Here is an 18655-nt window from a genome sequence, read left to right on the forward strand (position 1 = left end):
AATCTCGCGGCGGGTTTTACGCTTCTTGGTCTGGTACTCGGCTTCGGAGAAGGTGATCTGATCCATGGTGGCAACGAATCCTGTGCAGTTGACGATGACCGTATTATCGCTGATTTTGAGACTTATTCAGAGCCTCCCTAGCTCTGTAAGCTTCTGATTCATTCTCTCTTTGTGTTGCTTAATATTTTCTTTTAAATTACTCAATTCAAATCTATCAGGCAACAACTTGATAAATACAAACCTCTTGGCAAATTCGTTCAGTTCGTAATATTCACCTGACTTATTTAAAATCAGCCTTTCCAGTAGATAATTACAGAGCCTTTCAGCATCCGAAATTTCAGTTTTTGTGAGTCGGCTTATCGAATACAACTCAATTCTTTCGTCGTAGAGTGAAATTACCTGTAAAACTTTAATTACAGGATATCCCGCATCATTCAAGTACTTTAACGCACTATCAAAGGTGTTTTTGTACATGAAGTTTGCGATCATTTCTGTATTTTTTGACCGCATGCTGAAAAGAGATTTAACAACCTGATCAAATGTAGAAACATCTCTACTAAGTATATTTAAAACTTGAAGAATAATCAAAGCATTACCTTTCGATGCTTGCAATATTTCAAATATACCTTCTCTATCTATTCCAATATTGAACCCTTCTGACTCAATAAGTGTTGACACAAATTGGTACCCAACCTCATCGCTACCGAACTCTTTTATATGTATTTTTTCTTCGCACTGCTCTTCATTCCTAGATGTTATTATGAACTGAATTGTTCTTGGCAGTGATTTTATATATTCAATTATCTTGTTTTTTTCAACATTTCCAATATTTTCGATGTTATCAATTGCTATTATACCCCTTAGGTCCGTCTTTTCCATCTCCTCTAATTCAGAAAAACGTAGAGATTTACATATTAATTCCTGAAGCTCTTCGAGTGTTGAGAACTCTGGCTTTGCTGTATCTATGTACAGCTCACCTGTTGTTTTATTCTCCCTCAAATATTCATCTTTACTTGAATAAAACAACAAAAACTCTAAATCTTCAAAATACCCATCGGCTTTATCTCTCAATACGCGATATAAAAACTCTGTCGTTATTGCTGTCTTACCTACGCCTCCATAACCATATAGAACTATAGATCCTGCTAGTCGACGCCTAATATCACTGCCAAGCAAACACTCATATAAATCAGTTATGATATCATCACGACAGATAAGATTTTTATGTGTTGACTTTGCTGATGATAAGTTTATATGCCTAGGCTGGTTTCCAATATTAATGCCAACGTATTTTTTTATATCACTTTTAATTTTCTCTTTAGAGCAGTACCAGTAATACTTACCATCTAAAGTAGATAAGAGATTTTTTATGAAGTATATTACTTTACTGGCGTCAACTTTAGTTATCGGCCTTGAGGCCGGATGCGACAAGTTATTTCTTACCTGATGATAAAGAGTGCAGCAATAGTGAAACTCTTCCACCGAGCTAAATTCTTTTGTTAAATTTTTGTTATGGAAATAGGAGTTGAAATATATTAATAATAAATCGATTATTTCTGAAACATAAGGAACGTCATTGTTATAATGTTTATTCAACAATGACTTTCTGCATTCGATCAATATAGAAAATACTTTTTCATTATCACGTATAAAACTTTTTAATTTCGCTGAAAATCGCCTTGAGTAAATTAATTCGTCAGATATTGCGATGTTTTCAAGAGAAGATTTGAAACTATCCTTATCTTCGTGCTTTGAGATGATCACATCTGATATAAAGCTTCTTAACGCGACTTCGTTACTTTTAACGATCTTATCAAGCTCTTGAGCTTGTTCGACAGAAATATACATTTATTAAAATTCCAAATTAATACTGAATTTTTATGAGTTTATTTAGACCTGTAACGCTGAGCTTAGCGGCGACCTTGTAATGGAGGCGCAGCCGCAATGAAAAGGGCGTCCGGCGGCCATCGGCCGCGTACTACAGCGACTTGTTAAATTTATCTCTTGCCATAGTAGGCATTAAGCAATTTCGCATCATCCTCACAGAGGTGTTGCCGCTTACGAACAATGAAACTCTCATAGTCATGATCTTCTGCTTTTACCAAAAGATAGCAGGACCAACCGCCACTCCGGCCTATCGATATGGACCAGAAACGTTCTATTTTTTCTGGATCTAATGAGACACGCTGCCCATTTTTCTGCTCCAGAGTTACACCGCTCTCGTCGTATGCGAGTCTCCCAAATTTATTGCTTAGCGCGTCATATTCCCAGTAAAAAAGCAACGATGCCGTACACAAGGCCCAAAAAAGCTTCAGTAGAGACCCTCTACGCTTGTGGTAGCTATAGATGAGTGCGAAGGGAATGAGCCAAAAGTAAAAGCGCAACATCCCCAAGCCCGCGTAAAAGACATTTTCCGAAAAGCTATATGCGTACTCGATTTCCATATCAATTTAACGCTGAGCACAGCGGCACCCTTGGAGTGGCGACGGAGGAGCCACGGAAAGGGTGTCCGGCGGCCGTAGGCCGCGTACTGATGCGACTTGTTAAGGGCCTGTTTACCCTTGGTTTTTGAACTGGCACCCAATACCGAATGCCTACTCCCGATACTGTGTACCAACCTAACCCATGGCGCCAGGAACCAGAACACCGAATGAGAGGCTGAACTCAGAATGCTGCGCCAGATTGCCCCGTGACCTGTACGCCAGATTGGCCGGCGAACCCGTTGCCAGACTGAGGGATGTTTTCTGTCTGCGGGCAACCACTGAAGCAGATGCCAGCACCCAGCCAATGGACACCGAAGCCAAGGCCTTTAACGCCAGCAATAAACGGCGCCCTGACAAGGGCGTCCGGTGGAGGCCGAAGGCCGGAACGAATTTGATTGCCTTGTTATGGTTTTTACTTGGGCAGCTGTTTCCACGGATAGCTCTCTTTACCGTCCGGCCCAGACTTCCAATCTTTATACTGCGAGGTCATGCACCGCCCGCAAGGTCTATATCCAGCCTGAATGGCGTTCTCCTCGTCCGCAAAGAAAACACGATGTTCGGCATACCCTTTTGACAGCGCACCATTGGCTGCGGAGCAATCTAAGCGGCCATAGATTTTCGCTTTGGCATTGCCGCCCAGAGTGCCGGGGGTCTTGCTGATGACTGTAGTACCGTCTGCTGCTAACAACTTGTACGTTTTCACAGATACTCCCTTACCCATAACGCTGAGGTAACCGGCGCCGGAGCGCAGCGGAGGGAACCAAAAGCGGCACGCTTTTGGCGTCCGGTTGACCGCCTGGTTAATGGCCGTTCACCACCATGGTTAAGCCTGGAAACCCAGGCCGCATGCCCTCTCCCGGACAGCTTGCACCAACTCGACGGATGGCGAAAGGAACCAGAACGCAAAATCTGCCGGCCCAACTACCGTTTATGACGGACGGCCCCACAACTGGGGCACACCATGAATACCAACACCGCTGACCACTGTGGCAACCAAACCAGACAGCGCATTTTCCGGCCTTGGCGATCACCAGAGTGAGCGGGCTTACAACCAATCCCGGTGCCAAGGCCTTTGCACCCCACCTGCTAAAAACTCACGAATGCCGGGCCAATAACGCCAATATTAAGCGGCGCCCGACTAGGGCGTCCGGTGGACGGCCGTCAGGCCGGGAACGAACTTGAATGACTGGTTATGTGCTACCCGAAGAAACAGCCATTCTCATCAGCATTCACGATAGCAAAGAATTCCTCGATGGAGCGTGACTCAGGTTCTGGCGTGTACGAATGCCACTTCAGATCGCTACGCATCCAGTAGATTTTCCAGCGTTGAGATTTCTTGACGTAGGTCGCTTTTGCCACCGGCGACTCAATGATCGTGGCCGGCTCACGAAAATGCGGGCGAATCTCGACAATCTGGACGCTCTGGCCGGAAACTCGCACGTCTAGATCTAACTTGGGTCGGATCTCTACTGGCGGCCTCCGGTCTTCAAGAAATTCAGAAGCGGCCCGCTCAATTTTCTTTGCTTCGAACTCACTGAATGCCATATGGATTCTCTATGGGAACGCCCACATAACGCGAAGGTAACCGGCACCGGAGCGCCAGCGGAGGGAACCATAGCCCGCCAGGGCTATGGTGTCCGGTTGACCGTATGGTTATGTGGTTACCCGTCTTCATACTGAAAGCCTGTAGCCACCCAACCGCTGAAGCTTGAGCAAACCAGCTCTTTGAATTTAGGATCCATGCTCCCATGGTCTACCGCGACCACCGCCGGGTCATCTTCGTCAAAGCTGATCAGGAAGGCCTGCCCTCCACCATCATCTCCGATACTTATGTAGCCGGGCGCATACTTTCTCGTTTCGTAGCACTCATTCCGTTCTACCAGTAGCGCAAGGGGGTACAGATGAATGTCCCCAGTTATTCCTGTTGGTTGGCCTAGAATAAAGTCTCTGTAGGCGATCGGAAGCTCTTGCCCGAAATATACTTCTATTTCAGAGATAGCCATGATGCTTCCCTCGCACATAACGCTGAGCACAGCGGCGACCTTGGAATGGCGACGAAGGAGCCATGGAAAGGGCGTCCGGCGGCCATCGGCCGCGTACTGCTGCGACTTGTTAAAAATTGGTCCAACTCTGAGGGTAGCGCAAACGAAAGATGACCGACATCACATCAGCGAACCTCAAGCGACCAAGTAAGACCAGAGAGAAAAAGACTCCCTGGACGCAAATGATCATAGACACTACCAACAGCAAAACCATAGTGATTGCAAAGAACGCAGTTGGATCCCCAGGTTGGGCAGAGTTGGCAACATCAATGCCTAGCGAGGCAGCTAAGAGGGGAACCAAAGTGAAGTACCATAGGCCGATTCCGATCACTACTCCCAAACCCGCAGCTACATTTGAACAGACCCTGTAGTAGGGCTTTAGCCTCGCAGCGTCATGAAAGAACTTCCGTATGCGGCCCATGTTCACCTGATTTTTAACAGTTAATTCTACGAACGAGTTCGTATATCCCGCATTCGTATAATTCCAACCAAAACGCGCTCGAAATTTTTAATTTTTCTAATCAAAAACAAAAACATGAGAGCAATCCACCACGGCTACCGCCGGAGTTATACGCCCTCAACAGAGCCACTCCTGCCCTTATCCTGGGGCGTATAACTCCGCCCTTTTAACTTTTACTTTTAACCATATCAGAAGGTTACGAATAATTCTTTGGGATTTTTCGGAGTTTTGCGAACGCGTTCGTATAACTCCGTCGAAATTTCTCGGTTGACTTCACCTTAAATTATTTTACTGTACGCATATACAGCTTAAGGAGTACTAAGGATATGGATATCCCCGCCCCCATCCCGGCCCAGCCAACCCGGTTTCTGGATCGGCTTCGGAGCTTCATCCGGCTACGTGGCCTGGCCTACAAAACCGAGAAAACCTACGTCTTCTGGATCAAGCGCTTTATCCGGTTTCATGGCCGAAAGCACCCGGAAACCATGGGCTCTGGTGAAGTAGAGGCATTTTTGTCTCACCTGGTACTGCAGGCAAATGTCAGCGTGGCTACCCAGCGAGTAGCTCTGAATGCTCTGATCTTTTTATATCGCGAGTTTTTGGGGGCGCCCCTGGAAGAACTCCAATATGAGCCAGCCAGAAAACCCAAGAAGCTGCCCGTCGTATTCAGCCCGGACGAAGCCACGCGGGCGATTGCGAACCTGGAAGGCGAGTACAAACTGATCGCCATGCTGATTTACGGGGCGGGTTTACGGATCAGCGAAACGCTTCGGCTGCGGGTTAAAGACATTGATTTCGGAATGCAGCAGTTAATTGTCCGGGAAGGGAAAGGCGGTAAAGACAGGATCACACTGCTGCCAGACAGACTGATTACCCCCCTTCAGAAGCAGATCAACTTTGCCCTTCTGCAACATCAAATGGATATGACCCGTGGCTGTGGCTCCGTGTATATGCCCGCCGGCTTAGCCAAAAAATACCCCAACGCCAGTCAGGAACCAGACTGGCAGTATGTGTTTCCGGCACCGGATCTTTCTATGGATCCACGCTCTGGAATACGGCGCCGCCACCACATGCTGGACCGAACCGTCCAGAAGCATTTCAAGATTGCCATTCGCGCTGCGGGCATTCACAAACCCGCAGGGAGTCACACCTTCAGGCACAGCTTTGCCACCAGGCTTCTGGAAGCGGGTTATGACTTACGAACCATTCAGAAACTGCTAGGGCATTCCGATGTTCGTACCACCGAAATCTACACTCATGTTGTCCGTAAGGGTGGCTTTGGTGTGCGCAGCCCGGTGGACGAGGCCTTTTAATAGAGCTCATCTGTTCTGGCCGCCATAATGAAGTCATTTTTATGCAACCCACCGATTTTGTGGGTCCACCAGCGCACGGTGGCTTTGCCCCACTCCAGCAAAATCGCCGGGTGATGGTTTTCCGCTTCGGCCAGGTCCGCCACTTTGTTGGTGAAGGCCTGTGCTTCCACAAAGTTTTTGAAGGTGAATACCCGGCGTAATTGTTCCTCGCCGTCTACCATCACATCTTCCCAGTCGGGGATGGCGCTCAGCAGCTCCTGTTTCTCCTGGCCGGTCACTTTGGGGGCGTCTGCGCGGCAGGCCTCACAGGCTTGTTGGCTTAGTTTTGTCATGGCTGGTTCCTCCTTGTCGGGTTGCTGTGTTCAGCGTGGGTGTCGTGCCCGGTTTTATCAAGTTGGTAGTTGAAATTCCGCCCTCACAAGAATACTGTATATATAAACAGTATTCGGATAATTTCCCATGAGCGAATTACTCAGCAGCCTTCTGCAAGATGCCCGTATCTGGCAGGGCCATAAGCACAGAAAGACCACCCAGCCGGCGGAGTCGACGGGCTATCAGGTGCTGGATAACCAGCTGGGCGGTCTGGGCTGGCCGCGGGGTGCGTTGAGTGAGTGCCTGCTCGACACCTGCGGCATTGGCGAGTTGCACCTGGTACTGCCGCTGATGCAACGGATATCAGCCGCCAGCAAAACCATTTTCTGGCTGAACCCGCCGCACACGCCTTACGCTCCCGCACTCGCCCGTGAATGGGTAGATCTGGACCACCTGGTGATGATCAACACCCGGGATCAGGGGGATTTTTTGTGGACCATGGAAAACTGCCTGCGCTCCCCGGTGACCGGGCTGGTGCTGGCCTGGCCGGGCAAGCTCGCCAGCCGGGATGTACGGCGTTTACAACTGGCATCAGAAGCCGGTGGCAATGTATGCGTGCTGTTCCGTAGCCGCCGGTTTGCAGAGCAGAACTCTCCAGCAGCCTTACGGCTGGAACTGGCCCCCGGTGAACATCAGGAACTCAAGGTAAACATTATCAAACGCCGCGGTAGCTGGCCGGGGCAGCGTTGTTCCATTGCTCTCGGGCACCGGGCCAACATTGCTGTTCAGGATTCCTCTCGTGTCGTTCAGGGGCCCTGGCCCGAGGACCGGGGGTAGCCCTGTGCTCTGGCTTTACCTGCACTTCCCTCACCTGTTGCTGGACCACGTCCGCCGCAACCAGAATGCCACGGGCGCCCTGGCGATTGTAGACGGTGCCGGGCAAGGCGTTGTTCAGGCCTGCCCCACCGCCCGGGACCTGGGTATTACCTCGGGTATGCGCCTGAAAACAGCCCTCGGCCTGGCTCCGGACCTCAACATACTGCGGGCAGATGCAAAACAGGAGGCCTGGTTACTGGAGGATCAGGCGAGATGGCTGTACCACTATGCCGCACATATAACCTTGGCGCCGCCGGATGGCCTCTGGGCCGAAGTCAGTAGCCTGCAGAAGCTGTACGGCGGTTTGCCGGCCATTTGGCAAACGGTGGAGCAGGCGTTAACAGAACGCCAGCTCACGGCCTGGGTGGCTATTGGCCACACGCCTCTGGCCGCCCGGTTGCTGGCCCACACCGGCAAGGGCGAATGCACCGCAGACAAAGGTCATATCCTGACGGCGCTTGGCAATCTGCCGTTACAAGCTGCAGGCTTTGACAAGAAATCCTGCACCCGCCTGCAGCGCCTTGGCCTGAACACCCTGGGGGAGGTATTTGCCCTACCTGCCCCGGAACTGGCTCGGCGGTTATCTCCGGAGCTTCTGGCCATTATCCAGAAAATACAGGGCACCCGGGCCGATCCCAAGGCACCCTGGCAGCCACCCCACACGTTCCGGCAGCGGGCAGACTTTATTCAGGAGGTGGAGCACGCTCAGGGGCTGCTGTTCTCGCTGCAGCGAATACTGGCAGAGCTGGAAGAAGACCTGTGCTGGCGCCAGCAGGATACCGACACCCTGCTGTTGGTGTTGCAGCACCGGCATGAAGAGCCCACCCGCCTGCGTATCCGCACCACCGGGCCGGAGCACCGGGCCGAGGTTTTTCTGAAACTGATACAGCTGAAGCTGGACCAGCAACCGCTGCGGGCTCCAGTCACCGGCCTTGTTCTGGCGGTTAAACGCTTTACCGGCCGGGAGGCGCCGGGGGGCCAGGATCTGCTGGGCGAAACCCAGGATCTGAACGAGGCCTGGCACACACTGATCAGCCGCCTGCAGGCCCGACTGGGTGAACAGGCCCTCAAGCAACTGGCGCCAATGGACGATCACCGGCCGGAACATGCCTGGTCTGCCAGCGAAGTACGCAAACCCGGAAAGCGCCAGGACAGCGCTTCGGCGCTACTTCCCCACCGCCCCTTGTGGTTGCTGAAAGGCCCCCGGCCACTGGAACAAACGCCGGTAGCCTGGCATTCCGGCCCGGAACGCATCAGCGGTGGCTGGTGGGATGGCCAGCGGGTACACCGGGATTACTACATCGCCCGGTTACCGGGCGGCGAGTTGGCCTGGGTGTTCCGGGATGTTAACGATGGCTGGTTCATACATGGATGGTTTGGTTAATGGCAGGCAGCTACGCAGAACTCTTCTGTTTCAGCAATTTCACCTTCCTCACCGGGGCCTCGCACCCCCATGAGTTGGCGGAACGGGCCCTGGAACTTGGCTATCACGCCATCGCCATCACCGACGCCTGCTCGGTGGCGGGTATTCCCAGGGCCTGGGCCGCTTTGAAAGACAGCCCGGTGAAGCTGATTACCGGCAGCTGGTTTGAACTGGAAGATGCTCCGGCTGGCGCTGCCACACCCCGTTTTATTCTGCTGGCCCAGTCCCGCAAGGGCTACGGCCAGCTGTGCCAGCTGATCACCACCGGCCGGCGCCGGGCAGAAAAAGGCCAGTACCAGCTGTTTGCCCGGGATATTGAAACCCACGAGCTGGATCACTGCCTGTGCCTGTGGCAACCACCTTCCACGGCGGCGGCCAGCTACGAACAGGCCGTGGCGTGTGGTGAATGGTTGCAGCGGTTGTTTGAACAACGCCTGCGCATTGGCGCTACCCGCACCCTGGAGGCCGGCGAGGAGCAACAGCTGGCCCGGGTACGCGCGCTGGCTGAACACTTACAGCTAGCCGTGGCAGCAACCGGCGAAGTACACATGCACGCCAGGGAACGCCAGCCCCTGCAAGATGTACTCACCGCCCTGCGCCACCATGCCACGGTCGAAAACGCCGGCCACTGCCTGTTCCAGAACGGTGAACGCTACCTGCGCCCGCTCCCGGTGCTGCAACGCCTGTTTCCGCAAGCCTGGCTTCAGGAAACCGTAAACATTGCCAACAGCTGCAGCTTCGAGCCCGGCAGCCTGCGCTATGAGTACCCGCCTGATCTTGTACCGGAAGGCGAATCCCCGGCGGCCTATCTCAAACGCCTGACCCGGGAAGGCGAACGCCGCCGTTATCCCGAAGGCACCCCGATGAAAGTGCAGGCGTTGATCCGCAAAGAGCTGGGGATGATCTCGGAGCTCAACTACGAGCACTACTTCCTCACCATCCACGACATCGTGGCCTTTGCCCGCAAACGGGGCATTCTGTGTCAGGGGCGAGGATCAGCCGCCAACTCGGCCGTCTGTTACTGCCTGGGCATTACCGAGGTGAACCCGGCCAAGGTCGAGCTGCTGTTTGAACGTTTCATCTCGAAAGACCGGGACGAGCCACCGGATATCGATGTGGATTTCGAGCACCAGCGGCGGGAAGAGGTCATCCAGTACATCTACCAGCGCTACGGCCGGGAACGGGCGGCGCTGGCCGCCACGGTTATCCGCTACCGCTACCGCAGCGCCATCCGGGATGTGGGCAAGGCACTTGGCTTTGATGCCGCCCTGGTAGAAAAGCTGCTCGACGGCATCGACTGGCGCGATAAAAGCACCAACTGGCGTCAGCAGATACTGGACAAGGGGCTCACCCGCAACCCGAAAGTGGCGGAGCAGTTCTTTACCCTGGTGAACACCTTACTGGGCTTTCCCCGCCACCTGTCTCAACACGTAGGTGGTTTTGTTATCAGCGCAGGGCCACTGGCGGAACTGGTGCCGGTGGAAAACGCAGCCATGGAAGGCCGCACGGTCATCCAGTGGGATAAGGACGACCTGGAAAGCCTGGGCCTGATGAAAGTGGATGTACTGGCTCTGGGCATGCTCACCGCCATCCGCAAGGCACTGGAGCTGATCAGCGAAGAAAAAGGCCAGGCCTTCACCATGCAGGATGTGCCCCAGGAAGACCCGGACACCTACGCCATGCTGCAAAAAGGCGACAGCATCGGCGTATTCCAGGTGGAATCCCGGGCCCAGATCAACATGCTCCCGCGCCTGAAACCGGAAACCTTCTACGACCTGGTGATCGAAGTCGCCATCGTGCGCCCCGGCCCCATTCAAGGCGATATGGTGCACCCCTATTTGCGCCGCAAACACGGCCTGGAACCCGTCGAATTCCCCAACGATGCCGTCCGGCAGGTACTGGAGCGCACATTGGGCGTGCCCATCTTCCAGGAACAGGTGATCAAACTGGCCATGGTCGCCGCCGGCTTTACCGGAGGCGAAGCCGACAAACTGCGCCGGGCCATGGCCGCATGGAAATCCCACGGGGACTTAACCCCGTTCCGGGACAAACTCATCAACGGCATGCTCGAACGGGGCCACGATCCGGACTTCGCCGAGCGCCTGTATCAACAGATCTGCGGTTTCGGCGGCTACGGCTTCCCGGAATCCCACGCCGCCAGCTTCGCTTTACTGGTGTACGTCTCCGCCTGGATCAAGCGCCACCACCCGGCCGCCTTCTACTGCGCCCTCCTCAACAGCCAGCCCATGGGTTTTTACTCCCCCAGCCAACTGGTGCAGGATGCCCAACGCCACAAGGTCACCGTACTGGCGCCAGACGTCAACCACAGCCACCGGGAACACACCCTGCAAGGCCCGGAACAACACCTGCGCCTTGGCCTGAGGATCATTCAGGGATTGTCTTCCAGCGGCGCAGACCGCATCCACCAGAATCGCCCGAAAAACGGCTACCAAAGCGCCGCCGAACTGCGCACCCGCGCCGGCCTCAACCAACGAGACATGGAGCTCCTCGCCGGCGCCAATGCCATGCCCGACTTCACCAGCAACCGCCACCAGGCCTACTGGCAACTGCTCGAACACGAAGAACCGGCAGAACTCTTCGCCAACGAAACCATGGCAGACTACCAACCCGAACCCTGCCACCTGCTCCCGGAACCCACCGAAGGCCAGAACGTCCTCGCAGACTACAGCAGCCAGGGCTTAACACTACAAAGACACCCCCTCGCCCTGCTCCGCGAACAAGGCCACCTGAGCTACTGCCTCACCGCCGACCAACTCAAAACCACCCGCCCCGGCATCCCCGTACAAGTCGCCGGCCTGGTCACCGGCCGCCAACGCCCCGGCACCGCCTCCGGCGTCACCTTCGTAACCCTCGAAGACGAAACCGGCAACATCAACGTAGTCATCTGGCTCGAAACCGCCCGAAGACAACGCAAACCGTTACTCACCGCGCGCTTGTTACACGTGAAGGGTGTTATCGAAAAAGAGGGTGATATCGTTCATGTCATGGCCGGCAAGCTGTCTGATCTGAGCCACCTGATTAACTCGTTACCGGTATCTTCCCGGGATTTTCACTGATCACCCGAGAACGAACACCACAAGGCAAATTTTTCTGCACTCTTATGGCTTACAGTTCGGAGTTCAGAAGCATCGGGGTGGCGGGGCCTTCCAAAAATGTGCGGAGCCATGGATGGCGGAGCAGAAGCGCCACACGGATGTGCCGCAGGAGCGGTTTTTGGAAGGCCCCGCCACCCCGGTGCCAGCCCCCAAACTAGCAGGCTACAAAAAAGAAAACCCCGCCGAAGCAGGGTTCTCTATAACTACAGCAGTGAAAAACAATCAGCTCAGAAGCTTGATCATCACACCCGCTGCAACCGCAGAGCCGATAACACCGGCCACGTTCGGGCCCATTGCATGCATCAGCAGGAAATTCTGCGGGTTGGCTTCCAGGCCCACCTTGTTGGACACCCGCGCCGCCATTGGCACCGCAGACACCCCGGCAGAACCGATCAGCGGGTTGATCTGCTCCTTGCTCAGCTTGTTCATCAGCTTCGCCATCAGAACACCCGAAGCAGTACCCACACCGAAGGCCACAATACCCAGGCCCAGGATACCCAGGGTCTGGCCATCCAGGAACTTGTCCGCCATCAGCTTGGAGCCAACGGACAGACCCAGGAAAATGGTCACGATGTTGATCAGTGCGTTCTGGGCAGTATCGCTCAAACGCTCTACCACGCCACACTCACGCATCAGGTTACCGAAGCAGAACATACCCAGCAGCGGAGCCGCATCCGGCAGGAACAGAACCACGGCAATCAGCACCACCAGCGGGAAGATGATCTTCTCTTTCTTGCTCACCGGGCGCAGCTGGCTCATCTTGATCTTGCGCTCCTGCTCGGAGGTCAGCGCCTTCATGATCGGCGGCTGGATCATCGGCACCAGCGCCATGTAGGCGTAGGCAGACACCGCAATCGCACCCAGAAGGTGTGGCGCCAGAACACTGGATACATAGATGGACGTCGGGCCGTCAGCACCACCGATGATACCGATGGCAGCCGCTTCCAGAATGGTAAATTCCAGAACGCCGGTCCAGTCCAGCAGGGCCGCACCCAGTACCGTACCGAAGATACCGAACTGAGCCGCTGCACCCAGCAGCAGGGTCTTGGGGTTTGCCAGCAGCGGGCCGAAGTCGGTCATCGCGCCTACACCCATGAAGATCAACAGCGGCCCAATGGTGCTACCAATAACCACGGAGTAGAAGTTGTACAGCATACCGTTGCCGTAGCCGTAATCCTGGGCGATGGAATTGGCCATGGCCATTTCAGAGTAGCTGGCTTCCTTGACCGCTTCCTTGAAGATATCTTTCAGCTCCGGGGTCACCGCCTGGCCGGCCTGGTAGGCCACGTCCAGGGGCGCCGCCAGGGCCGCCAGAATCTCGGTACCACCATTCTTCAGAGAGAAGTGGATGGCATTTTCCGCCGCAGTCAGGGCGAGCCCTGCCTCCGGAATATTCGCCAGGATACCGCCGAACCCGATGGGGACCAGCAGCAGTGGCTCGAATTTCTTGTTGATCGCAAGATAGAGGAGCAGCAGGCCGATGGCGATCATCACCACCTGGCCGAGCTCGATATTGAACAGGCCACTACCTGTCCACAGTGTCATCATTTTATCCATGGAATGCTGGCCCTTATGCGATTGTCAGCATTTCATCATCAACGGAGACGGCATCCCCCTCCTTGATGAAGACTTCACCGATGGTACCGGCCTTGGGTGCGCGCACCTCGGTTTCCATTTTCATGGCTTCGAGGATAATCATCACATCGCCCTCTTCCACGGTGTCACCCGGAGAAACGTGCACTTTCCAGATGTTGCCGCCCAGAGGGGCCAGTACAGGCTCGCCTTCGCCAGCGGCCGGAGCAGCGGCCGCCGGTGCAGAAGACGCACCGCCCTGGCCTTCGATCTGGCTGATTTCGCCACCTTCGTTCACGGCCACCACATACTTCTGGCCATTCACTTCCACGGTGTAGGTCTCAGGACCCGCGGCTTTCTTGGCCGGTGCGACGTCGTCAGCACTCGGAACCGGCTCGAACGCATCCGGGTTGCCACGGTTTTCCAGGAACTTCAGACCAATCTGCGGGAACAGGGCGTAGGTCAGAACGTCGTCCACTTCCTGCTCGGCCAGCTTGATACCCTTTTCCTTGGCAATGTCTTTCAGCTCTGCGGTCAGCTTGTCCATTTCCGGCTCGATCTTGTCAGCCGGGCGGCAAGTGATCGCTTCTTTGCCATCCAGAACCCGCTCCTGCAGTTCCTTGTTGAACGGAGCCGGTGCGGAACCGTACTCACCCTTCAGGATGGCGGCGGTTTCCTTGGAGATCGACTTGTAGCGCTCGCCGGTCAGTACGTTCAGTACCGCCTGGGTGCCCACAATCTGGGAGGTCGGGGTTACCAGCGGGATGTAGCCCAGATCTTCACGTACCTTGGGAATCTCGGCCAGTACCTGGTCGAACTTGTCGCTGGCGTTCTGCTCTTTCAGCTGGCTTTCCATGTTGGTCAGCATGCCGCCCGGAACCTGGGCAATCAGGATGCGGGAATCGACGCCTTTCAGGCTGCCTTCGAACTTGGCGTACTTCTTACGCACTTCGCGGAAGTAAGACGCTATTTCTTCCAGCAGGTTCAGGTCCAGGCCGGTATCGCGGTCGGTCCCTTCCAGGATCGCCACAATCGCCTCGGTGGGCGAATGGCCGTAGGTCATACTCATGGAGGAGATGGCCGCATCCACGTTATCAATGCCGGCTTCGGCGGCTTTGATTGCGGTGGCGGTGGACATGCCGGTGGTGGCATGGCACTGCATGTGAATGGGGATATCCAGCTCTTTCTTCAGACGGCTGACCAGGTCATAAGCCACGTAAGGCTTCAGCAGACCGGCCATGTCCTTGATGGCGATGGAATCGGCACCCATGTCGGCGATTTCCTTAGCCAGCTCCACCCAGTTCTCGATGGTGTGTACCGGGCTGGTGGTGTAGGAAATCGTACCCTGGGCATGCTTGCCGGTCTGGCGAACGGCCTTGATGGCGGTGGCCAGGTTGCGGGGGTCGTTCATCGCATCAAAAATACGGAACACGTCTACGCCGTTTTCGGCGGCACGGTCTACAAACCGCTCTACCACGTCATCCGCATAGTGACGGTAGCCCAGAAGGTTCTGGCCGCGCAGCAGCATTTGCTGGGGCGTGTTGGGCATGGCTTTTTTCAGCTCGCGGATGCGATCCCAGGGGTCTTCACCCAGGTAACGGATACAGGAATCAAAGGTAGCACCACCCCAGGATTCGAGGGACCAGAAACCGACTTTGTCGAGTTTCTCGGCAATCGGCAGCATGTCATCCAGCCGCATGCGGGTGGCCAGCAGGGATTGGTGGGCGTCACGCAGAATTACGTCCGTAATCCCAAGCGGTTTTTTCGTGTCAGTCATCGTGTCAGCCTTCTGTTAAAAGGTTCTAATCTGTACCAGGGTCACTTCTTGTGGCGTGCCCGGTATTGTGCAATCGCCTTCTTGATGGCCTCGGCGGTGTCAGGGTCAACCGACGTGGGCGCCTTCGGCTTGGCACGTGGCGTTCTGGCCGGGGTTGCCGGCTCTGGCGGCGCAAACCGCAGAATGATTTTGGACATCAGGCCGGTCGCGAATACCAGGATAACCAGGAACACGAACACGAAACCCATGCCGGCGATCATCAGCTCAACGGCTTGTGACATCAGGTCATTCATAGCGAACAGCTACCTGTATTGGTTTGTGTGATTTCCCCGGATTACCACCAGGCCAAATAAGACCAAAGTCTTATGGCCCAAAAAAGCAAAACGGGAGGCAAAATCCTGCGTAATTTACCGGTTTCATTGATCAGGAGCAACCTAAAGGACACATTTCTATAGGGAGTTTCCGAGCGCTCCGGCCTGAAAAGACAACTGAAGCGCCACTTTATTCAAAGCGCGATTACGCGAAGCGAACGCGTATTTTCCTGCCTTTCACCTTACCTGCTTCAAGCCTGGCGAGCGCCTTATCTGTCCACTCTACCTGCACCGCAACAAAGCACTGGAAATCGAACAGATCGATTTTGCCTACCGCAGAGCCGGGAATGCCTGCGTCACCGGTGAGCGCTCCCAGAACATCACCGGGGCGAACCTTTTCTTTGCGGCCTCCGGCCAGGCACAGCGTTTTCATTGGCGGGCGTACCGGGCGCACCCGTTCTGCCAACAGCCCGGCCGTATCACCCCACTCCGCGGACTTTGCCCGATCAGCTTCCAGACGGGTTATCTTGTGCCCCTGCTTCGGCGTGCAAAGCGTAATCGCATGGCCTTGCTCCCCCGCCCGGCCGGTACGCCCGATTCGGTGGGTGTAAACTTCCGGATCCCGCGCAGGCTCGGCATTAATCACCAGCGGCAGGCCTTTGATGTCCAGCCCCCGGGCCGCCACATCCGTAGCTACCAGCACGGTGCAGCTTTGGTTAGCAAACTTCACCAGCGTGCCATCCCGGTCTTTCTGGTCGAGGTCACCGTGTAAAGACAAGGCAGCAAATCCCAACCGGGAAAGCTCGTCGGCCAGCTCATCACAGTCGCGCTTGGTGGTACAGAACACCAGGCTGGCCGATGGCTGGAAACGCGAAAGTAACGCCGCCACTGCAGCAACCTGCTGATCCGGCGCGATTTCATAGAACAGCTCTTCAATATCCGGCCCGGATTCCTGCGCCTCAACCCGCACATCTTCCGGCTCGGTCTGGAAGCGTTCACTGATGGTACGGATCGCGTCTGGCCAGGTAGCCGAAAACAACAGTGTCTGGCGATTACGTGGCGTCTGCGAAAGAATTGAAGTCATCACTTCTTCAAAACCCATGTCCAGCATCCGGTCTGCTTCATCCAGCACCAGGGTTTTCAGGCGATCCAGGTTCAAGGTGCCCTTGCGAAGGTGGTCCTCCACCCTGCCCGGTGTGCCCACCACAATATGGGCACCGTGGCTAAGCGAACCAATCTGCGGGCCAATGGGCACACCGCCACACAGGGTAAGCACCTTTACATTTTCCTTTGCCCGAGCCAGCTCCCGAAGGGCCTTGGCCACCTGGTCTGCCAGCTCCCGGGTAGGACACAGCACCAGCGCCTGTACCGCGAACTGCTTCGGCTGCAGCTTTTCGATCAGCGGTATTCCGAAGGCCGCGGTCTTGCCGCTGCCGGTCTGGGCCATGGCAATCACATCCCGGCCAGCCATGGCCGGCGGCATGGCTTTTACCTGAATACCGGTTGGCTGCGTGTAATTCAGCCGGTCAAGGTTGGCCTGCATGGCAGGCGACAGTCCCAGCTCTTTGAAAGAAGACATAAAAAATCCGTGAGGTGAAGTAAACGTGGGTTATTGAGTGCGCACTGACGGCGTATACTGAACAGATAATTGCTGAAGTTTATCACGAATCCACGGAGTCACTGATGGCGTCTTTGCAGGAACAACTTATGAAAGCCGGGCTGGCTGATGAGAAAAAGGCCCGGGCCATTCGCAGCGAAAAGCGTAAACAGCGGAAACAACAGCCGAAAGGCGCTGCCCAGGTGAATGAAGCCGAAGAGCGCGCACGCAAGGCAAGGCAGGAACAGGCCGAAAGAGATCGTCAGCTGAACCTGGAACGGCAGAAAGAAGCCGAGAAAAAAGCCATCCAGGCCCAGATTCGCCAGCTGATCGAAACCAACCGACTGGATCGCAGCCGGGGCGAGACGCCTTACCAGTTTGTTGACGGCAAGAAGATCAAGAAAATCCTGGTGGACGACAAGATGGTTGACCAGCTTTCGAGGGGGCGGCTGGCCATCGTCGCCCTTGGCGAAAACTACGAAGTTGTCCCGGACAAGGTAGCACGCAAGATTATGGAACGGGATGAAGCTGCCATTATCTCAATGCATGAGCGGAAACAGGACGACGCCGGCGAGGACGATCCGTACGCGGGTTATGAGATTCCCGACGATTTGATGTGGTAACAGAAACAAAAAGCCCCGCACTTGGCGGGGCTTTTTGTTTAATATGGCGCGGCTGGGAGGATTCGAACCTCCGACCGCCTGGTTCGTAGCCAGGTACTCTATCCAGCTGAGCTACAGCCGCTTGAAACTGATTGGCGAAAATTGGCGCGGCTGGGAGGATTCGAACCTCCGACCGCCTGGTTCGTAGCCAGGTACTCTATCCAGCTGAGCTACAGCCGCACAATCTTTCGCAGTGGTTGAATGCTACTTCAACCGGTTCTCGCCTTTCCGCTGGGAAATGGCGGAGAGGGAGGGATTCGAACCCTCGGTACGATTGCTCGTACGGTTCCTTAGCAGGGAACTGGTTTCAGCCACTCACCCACCTCTCCTTGAGAACGGGGCGTATACTACCATAATTTTTCTGTTTTCATAGGGTTGACACGATATTTTTCTAACCGATTTTCCCTATTATTAAAAAAGCCGCTCAGGTTTCCCTTGAGCGGCTTTCTTTCTGATCAACGATTGCCCGGTTCCGGCTCGTCAGAGCCTTTTTCGGACTGAATCCGCTGATAGATTTCTTCGCGGTGAACGGCAACATCTTTAGGTGCGTTAACACCGATGCGAACCTGGTTCCCCTTCACTCCGAGAACGGTAACGGTAATTTCGTCACCGATCATCAGAGTTTCGCCAACGCGGCGAGTCAAAATCAACATATCCCTTTCTCCCTATTCCAAAGCTACCTGTTCCGACTACATTTCTATGTACTTATTG

General features: G+C 54.8%; 16 protein-coding genes and 3 tRNA genes. 5 read left to right on the forward strand and 14 right to left on the reverse strand.

The genetic code is table 11. The features are described from left to right. Positions 1–126: 126 nt before the first annotated feature. The 5 genes from H3Z84_RS00320 to H3Z84_RS00340 form a co-directional block, all read right to left on the reverse strand. On the reverse strand, positions 127–1848 hold the full coding sequence (locus tag H3Z84_RS00320) for a hypothetical protein (RefSeq protein ID WP_199455844.1): 1722 nt from the start codon (positions 1846–1848) through the stop codon (positions 127–129). A gap of 149 nt (positions 1849–1997) precedes the next feature. Beyond that, the gene (locus tag H3Z84_RS00325) at positions 1998–2444 is read right to left on the reverse strand and encodes a hypothetical protein (RefSeq protein ID WP_094624792.1); all 447 of its coding nucleotides are present in this window, start codon (positions 2442–2444) and stop codon (positions 1998–2000) included. A 451-nt stretch (positions 2445–2895) separates the two neighbouring features. Continuing rightward, a complete protein-coding gene (locus tag H3Z84_RS00330) occupies positions 2896–3186 on the reverse strand; it encodes an Ada metal-binding domain-containing protein (protein WP_323126972.1) in 291 nt (96 codons plus the stop codon). A 494-nt stretch (positions 3187–3680) separates the two neighbouring features. Then, positions 3681–4028, reverse strand: a complete 348-nt coding sequence (locus H3Z84_RS00335; RefSeq protein ID WP_022993294.1) for a DUF3024 domain-containing protein — start codon at positions 4026–4028, stop codon at positions 3681–3683. Positions 4029–4144: 116 nt separating this feature from the next. Beyond that, a complete protein-coding gene (locus H3Z84_RS00340) occupies positions 4145–4486 on the reverse strand; it encodes an SMI1/KNR4 family protein (RefSeq protein ID WP_199455846.1) in 342 nt (113 codons plus the stop codon). Between the two features lie 825 nt (positions 4487–5311). On the opposite strand from H3Z84_RS00340, the gene H3Z84_RS00345 reads away from it, so the two are divergent. Beyond that, positions 5312–6298 (forward strand): integron integrase, encoded by a 987-nt coding sequence (locus tag H3Z84_RS00345; RefSeq protein ID WP_199455847.1) that lies wholly within the window; start codon positions 5312–5314, stop codon positions 6296–6298. Here the strand turns inward: H3Z84_RS00345 and H3Z84_RS00350 are convergent. Then, complete coding sequence (locus H3Z84_RS00350) at positions 6295–6630, reverse strand: 4a-hydroxytetrahydrobiopterin dehydratase (RefSeq protein WP_199455848.1); 336 nt, start codon at positions 6628–6630, stop codon at positions 6295–6297. The genes H3Z84_RS00345 and H3Z84_RS00350 overlap by 4 nt on opposite strands. A 127-nt stretch (positions 6631–6757) precedes the next feature. On the opposite strand from H3Z84_RS00350, the gene imuA reads away from it, so the two are divergent. The 3 genes from imuA to H3Z84_RS00365 are packed head-to-tail and all read left to right on the forward strand — an operon-like array spanning position 6758 to position 11986. Next, on the forward strand, positions 6758–7447 hold the full coding sequence (imuA, locus tag H3Z84_RS00355; RefSeq protein WP_199455849.1) for a translesion DNA synthesis-associated protein ImuA: 690 nt from the start codon (positions 6758–6760) through the stop codon (positions 7445–7447). A gap of 4 nt (positions 7448–7451) precedes the next feature. After that, positions 7452–8870: a Y-family DNA polymerase gene (locus H3Z84_RS00360; RefSeq protein WP_199455850.1), complete on the forward strand. Its 1419-nt coding sequence runs from the start codon at positions 7452–7454 to the stop codon at positions 8868–8870. Continuing rightward, positions 8870–11986 (forward strand): error-prone DNA polymerase, encoded by a 3117-nt coding sequence (locus H3Z84_RS00365; RefSeq protein ID WP_199455851.1) that lies wholly within the window; start codon positions 8870–8872, stop codon positions 11984–11986. The genes H3Z84_RS00360 and H3Z84_RS00365 overlap by 1 nt, the downstream gene beginning before the upstream one ends. A 261-nt stretch (positions 11987–12247) precedes the next feature. On the opposite strand, the gene H3Z84_RS00370 is transcribed toward H3Z84_RS00365, so the two are convergent. The 4 genes from H3Z84_RS00370 to dbpA all read right to left on the reverse strand — a co-directional run bounded on the left by H3Z84_RS00370 (position 12248) and on the right by dbpA (position 17264). Then, positions 12248–13582: a sodium ion-translocating decarboxylase subunit beta gene (locus tag H3Z84_RS00370; protein WP_416226046.1), complete on the reverse strand. Its 1335-nt coding sequence runs from the start codon at positions 13580–13582 to the stop codon at positions 12248–12250. Positions 13583–13595: 13 nt separating this feature from the next. Continuing rightward, positions 13596–15374: a sodium-extruding oxaloacetate decarboxylase subunit alpha gene (oadA, locus tag H3Z84_RS00375; RefSeq protein WP_094625655.1), complete on the reverse strand. Its 1779-nt coding sequence runs from the start codon at positions 15372–15374 to the stop codon at positions 13596–13598. 41 nt (positions 15375–15415) lie between these two features. Further along, complete coding sequence (locus H3Z84_RS00380) at positions 15416–15667, reverse strand: OadG family protein (protein ID WP_094625654.1); 252 nt, start codon at positions 15665–15667, stop codon at positions 15416–15418. 223 nt (positions 15668–15890) lie between these two features. After that, on the reverse strand, positions 15891–17264 hold the full coding sequence (dbpA, locus tag H3Z84_RS00385; RefSeq protein WP_199455853.1) for an ATP-dependent RNA helicase DbpA: 1374 nt from the start codon (positions 17262–17264) through the stop codon (positions 15891–15893). A gap of 104 nt (positions 17265–17368) precedes the next feature. On the opposite strand from dbpA, the gene H3Z84_RS00390 reads away from it, so the two are divergent. Then, positions 17369–17905, forward strand: a complete 537-nt coding sequence (locus tag H3Z84_RS00390) for a DUF2058 domain-containing protein (protein WP_199455854.1) — start codon at positions 17369–17371, stop codon at positions 17903–17905. A gap of 44 nt (positions 17906–17949) precedes the next feature. On the opposite strand, the gene H3Z84_RS00395 is transcribed toward H3Z84_RS00390, so the two are convergent. The 4 genes from H3Z84_RS00395 to csrA form a co-directional block, all read right to left on the reverse strand. After that, a tRNA-Arg gene (locus H3Z84_RS00395) sits at positions 17950–18026 on the reverse strand. Between the two features lie 21 nt (positions 18027–18047). Continuing rightward, positions 18048–18124, reverse strand: a tRNA-Arg gene (locus H3Z84_RS00400). A gap of 59 nt (positions 18125–18183) precedes the next feature. Further along, a tRNA-Ser gene (locus tag H3Z84_RS00405) sits at positions 18184–18273 on the reverse strand. Positions 18274–18399: 126 nt separating this feature from the next. Further along, complete coding sequence (csrA, locus tag H3Z84_RS00410) at positions 18400–18597, reverse strand: carbon storage regulator CsrA (protein WP_022989559.1); 198 nt, start codon at positions 18595–18597, stop codon at positions 18400–18402. Positions 18598–18655 lie beyond the last annotated feature (58 nt).

Origin of the sequence: Marinobacter sp. bablab_jr003, assembly GCF_016464245.1 — a bacterium.
Lineage (GTDB): Bacteria > Pseudomonadota > Gammaproteobacteria > Pseudomonadales > Oleiphilaceae > Marinobacter > Marinobacter vinifirmus.